4 protein-coding genes are annotated in these 4,679 nt (G+C 44.7%); all 4 read left to right on the forward strand.

Features of this window, described 5'->3' with window-relative positions; genetic code table 11:
• The first annotated feature begins 222 nt into the window (after positions 1 to 222).
• The 4 genes from lolA (at position 223) to cysG (ending at position 4,640) form a co-directional block, all read left to right on the forward strand.
• Positions 223 to 918: an outer membrane lipoprotein chaperone LolA gene (lolA, locus tag B4H32_RS03615; RefSeq protein WP_004681532.1), complete on the forward strand. Its 696-nt coding sequence runs from the start codon at positions 223 to 225 to the stop codon at positions 916 to 918.
• Positions 919 to 1,046: 128 nt separating this feature from the next.
• Entirely contained in the window at positions 1,047 to 1,808 is a 762-nt protein-coding gene (locus tag B4H32_RS03620) for an RsiV family protein (protein WP_004681530.1), read from the forward strand.
• 117 nt (positions 1,809 to 1,925) lie between these two features.
• Positions 1,926 to 3,197 (forward strand): serine--tRNA ligase, encoded by a 1,272-nt coding sequence (gene serS, locus B4H32_RS03625; protein ID WP_286800033.1) that lies wholly within the window; start codon positions 1,926 to 1,928, stop codon positions 3,195 to 3,197.
• 69 nt (positions 3,198 to 3,266) lie between these two features.
• Positions 3,267 to 4,640: a siroheme synthase CysG gene (gene cysG / locus B4H32_RS03630; RefSeq protein ID WP_004760939.1), complete on the forward strand. Its 1,374-nt coding sequence runs from the start codon at positions 3,267 to 3,269 to the stop codon at positions 4,638 to 4,640.
• Positions 4,641 to 4,679: the final 39 nt, after the last annotated feature.

The following is a 4,679-nucleotide window of genomic DNA, read 5'->3' on the forward strand; positions in this document are numbered from 1 at the left end:
CGCTATGTAACTGTTGAAGCTTAAGCTTTAATGGTTCAGAAAGACCCGCTTTTGGCGGGTTTTTTTATATTTACAATCTCTACATAAAGGCAGAAACTTCATACATAATGCAGGACTTTGCGACACGAAATACACAAAACCTGTGGATTTCTTCATTTTTTTCGTGATCAAAAACAGTAAGATGTCGTCATAACAGTAAAAATCTGATAGAAGGTTCATTTTATGAATTTCGTAAAAAAAATAGCTTATGCCGCAACCTTGAGTGCCATCTCGCTTGTCCCTGTGGTGGGAAGTCAGGTGTTTGCCGCACCTGTGGCTGCATCGGCTCAGCAGGCAACCAGCAGTCTGGTACAGCAGTTGGCTGGTCTGCAACGCCTGACCGCAGATTTTGAACAAAGCACCAAGACCACCAATAATAAAACAGTACAGAAAAAGGGCCTGACTGCCCAGCACATGAACCAGACCTTTAAGGGTGTGATGAAGGTTGAGCGTCCTGGAAAATTTTATTGGGAAACCACCAGTCCAGCGAAACAAACCATTGTGACTACAGGAAAGGTGGTGTGGATTTATGATCCAGATTTACAGCAGGCAGTGCGACAGAGTCTGGATGATCAGGTGGCCAATACGCCTGCACTATTATTGTCAGGTAATACCAACCAGATTATGGATGCTTACCGTGTGACTCAGCCTGACCGAACCAAGCTGTACTATACCTTGTACCCAAAACAGGATGATGGTGCATTCCAAAGCCTGACCATTAGCTTTGGCGCAAATAAGGCACCCACCTTGATGATTTTGCAGGATTCTTTAGGCCAAACCACGTATGTGCGTTTTAGCAACATCAAAGTGAATCCAGCGATTCCAGCATCGGTCTTTCACTTTGAACCGCCAAAAGGTACAGATATTATTGACCAATAATGGACTTATGCTCAACAAAGCCGCATCTGTTGCGGCTTTTTGCTGGGCGCGATATAGATACATTTCTTAATTTCATCTAGGCGCAAGGCTTTGTATAGTGAAGAAAAATCCTGGAGACTTGCAAGGCGATGAAAATAGTAAAAAGATTACAATTGATTCCACTCATTTCAATACTTACGGTCATTGCAATGGTTGGCTGTCAACCTAAAAAAGAACAATCGTCAGCTACTGCTGAAAAAGTCGATATTCCATTGATTCAGGCCAAAGTTGTGGCGGTCAAGCTTCCTAAACAAAAGTTGTGCCTGGAAGATGGATGTACCAGTTATGACTTGCAAACGGTCGAGACCAAGCAAAAATGGATTGATGAATATTTTATCAATCGTATGAAAAAGGCCGAGCCGAATGCCTTTGCCAACATTGCAGACCAAAAAGTCAAGGTGCCAGCGGATGAACCCTCGCTTAGTGAAAGTAGCACTTATGTACGTTTTTTAGGGCAAAACTATAATTTAGCAACTTTTGCCATTCAGACCTATAGTTACCCTGCGGGTGCGGCACATGGCATGTCGCATCAGGAATTTGTCAATTTTGACCTGTCCAATAAAAAACACATTACTGTAAGTGAATTGGTTAAACCTGACATGAACCAAAAACTACGCGATGAGTTATATGTCTCGAATCAGAATTGGCTGGAAGACCATAACATCAAGAAAGAGCAGTTGCAGGTGAGTGACAACTATTATTATGGTGTCAATGAGATAGTATTCGTCTATCCGCTGTATGAGTTGGCTTCGTACGCCGAAGGGATGAGCGAGTTGACCCTGCCATATTATGCAGCCAAACAGTTTATTAAGCCGCAATATCTGCCAAGTCTGCCGAAAGAGCCCGTTTAGCCAGTATTCAGCATCGACATATCGTGTGTGGATGCTGAGTCTTTGTTGTCTATTACTGTATTTTTTCGGGTTAAAGCCTTACACTATAGCCAGTTTTTTCTCTATTCATGATTGATTATGATCGACCCAAAATTACTCAGAAATAATATTGAAGCGGTCAATGCCGCTTTGGCAAAACGTGGTATTCAGCTTGATGTTCAGGAATGGGCGGATTTAGAAGCGCGCCGTAAAGAATTGCAGTCCAAAGCTGAAAATTTACAGGCTGAACGTAACGCTGGTGCCAAACAGGTCGGTCAAATTAAGAAATCGGGTGGAGATGCATCTGAGATCATGGTGCGTATGGCTGCCATTGGTGATGAAATCAAGGCTGCTGAAGTGGCTTTGGCTGAGCTGCAAACTGAGCTTGAGCAGAAGTCACTGGCGATTCCAAACTTGCCAGATGAGTCTGTGCCTGAAGGGAAAGATGAGAGTGATAATTTAGAAATCTTAAAGTGGGGCACACCACGCCAGTTTGATTTTGAGATCAAGGACCATACCGATCTGGGTGAGTGGATGGGTGGGCTTGAGTTTGAAACAGCAACCAAATTAACAGGTTCACGTTTTAGCGTACTCAAAGGTCCTTTGGCACGTCTACAACGTGCTTTGACGCAGTTTATGTTAGATACGCATACGCTCAAAAATGGTTATACCGAAGCGTATGTACCTTATCTGGTCAATGCAGATAGCTTACGTGGTACAGGTCAGCTACCTAAATTTGAAGAAGACTTATTCAAGTTACAGGGTGAAAAAGAATATTACCTGATCCCGACCGCAGAAGTGCCTGTCACCAACTTTGTGCGTGACGAAATCCTGGATGCTGACCGCTTACCTCTGAAATATGCAGCGCATACACCATGTTTCCGTAGTGAAGCAGGTTCTTATGGACGTGATACCCGTGGCCTGATTCGCCAACACCAATTCGACAAGGTCGAAATGGTGCAAATCGTAAAACCAGAGCACTCAATGCAGGCGCTTGAAGAACTGACTGCACATGCAGAAGGCATTTTGCAGGCATTGGGTTTACCTTACCGCAAGATTTTGCTCTGTGGTGGTGACATGGGCTTCGGTTCAACCAAGACCTATGACCTGGAAGTCTGGGTGCCAAGCCAAAATACCTATCGTGAAATCTCAAGTTGCTCAAACATGGGCGATTTTCAGGCACGCCGTATGAAAGCGCGCTACCGTGTAGACCAGAAGAAGATCGAACTGGTGCATACCTTGAATGGTTCAGGTCTGGCGGTGGGTCGTACCTTGCTTGCAGTGATGGAAAATTACCAGCGTGCTGACGGTTCAATCGAAATTCCAGAAGTTTTACGTCCATATATGGGCGGTGCAAGCTATATTGATTAAACTGTGCATCCATTTTGTGCATAGTTTTTGCTTTAGCCCAATCAGATCTAAAAAATATAGAGGCGTATCGTGGAAATTTTCCCAATCTCTTTAAAGTTGCAGCAGCAACGTTGTCTGATTGTTGGCGGTGGGCATATTGCCTACCGTAAAGCAAGTTTATTGGTGAAGGCAGGTGCGATTGTCGATGTGATTGCGCCTGAGATTGAGCCTGAGTTACGCCAGCTTGTTTACAAATCGATGGGGCAATATATTCAGGCCGCTTTTTCTGAAAATATTCTTGCTACAGGTTATCGTTTGGTGATTGCTGCAACCGACAATACCGCTGTGAATAAAAGCGTTTTCGAGCAATGCGAAGCACGTAATATTTTAGTGAATAGTGTGGATGATATTCCGAATTGCCGTTTCATGGTTCCCGCGATTATTGACCGTTCACCTTTGGTGATTTCCGTTGCATCCAATGGAGCATCGCCTGTTTTATCCAGACAACTTCGTACCCAGATTGAAACGATTGTGCCGCATGGTATGGGGAAACTGGCTGAGTTTTCAGGTCTTTGGCGTAAACAGGTCAAGGAAAAGATTTCCAATCCCGATGAACGCCGTATCTTTTGGGAGAATCTGTATGCCAGTCCGTTAAAGGAGCAGGTGTTCAATGATAATCTGGATGTGGCGAATGATTTGATCCAGCAGGCGTTGACTGAATGGATAGCACCGAAAGGTGAGGTGTATCTGGTGGGGGCTGGTCCAGGTGATCCTGAGCTTTTGACCTTAAAAGCCTTACGCTTGATGCAACAAGCTGATGTGGTGATTTATGACCGCTTGGTGTCTGCGCCGATTCTGGAACTCTGCCGCCGTGATGCGGAAAAGATTTATGTCGGTAAGGCCCGTTCCAATCATTCCGTTCCACAAGAGGGTATTAATGCCTTATTGGTGGAGTATGCACAAAAAGGTAAACGTGTTTGCCGCCTGAAAGGTGGTGATCCCTTTATCTTTGGACGTGGTGGTGAAGAAATTCAGGAGCTGGTTGAAGCCAGTGTCACTTTTCAGGTTGTGCCTGGAATTACCGCCGCATCAGGTTGTTCCGCATATGCAGGGATTCCGCTGACCCATCGTGATTATGCACAAAGTGTTCGTTTCCTAACTGGGCACTTAAAAGAGGGTTCACCAGAATTACCCTGGAATGAACTGGTGTATGAAAATCAGACCTTGGTGCTGTACATGGGCTTGGTGGGCTTGGAGCGTATTTGTGAGCAACTGATTGCACATGGTCAACGACCAACCATGCCTGTTGCCTTGATTTCCAAAGGTACAACGCCTGAGCAGAAAGTACTGGTGGGTACATTGGCGGATATTGCAGCCAAAGTGTCTGAACATCATATCGTAGCACCGACCTTAACCATTATTGGTGAAGTGGTGAGTCTGCGTGAACAGTTACAATGGTTGTAAGAATCTCATAATTAATGTTTCAATTTATACCCCCCTAAA

Source organism: Acinetobacter sp. UBA2063 (genome assembly GCF_002333245.1).
In the GTDB taxonomy this organism is placed as follows: Bacteria; Pseudomonadota; Gammaproteobacteria; order Pseudomonadales; family Moraxellaceae; genus Acinetobacter; species Acinetobacter parvus.

Coding starts and splice junctions, on each gene's coding strand:
- B4H32_RS03620 (WP_004681530.1), top strand. CDS start 1,047: ATGAAAATAGTAAAAAGATTACAATTGATTCCACTCATTTCAATACTT.
- serS (WP_286800033.1), top strand. CDS start 1,926: ATGATCGACCCAAAATTACTCAGAAATAATATTGAAGCGGTCAATGCC.
- lolA (WP_004681532.1), top strand. CDS start 223: ATGAATTTCGTAAAAAAAATAGCTTATGCCGCAACCTTGAGTGCCATC.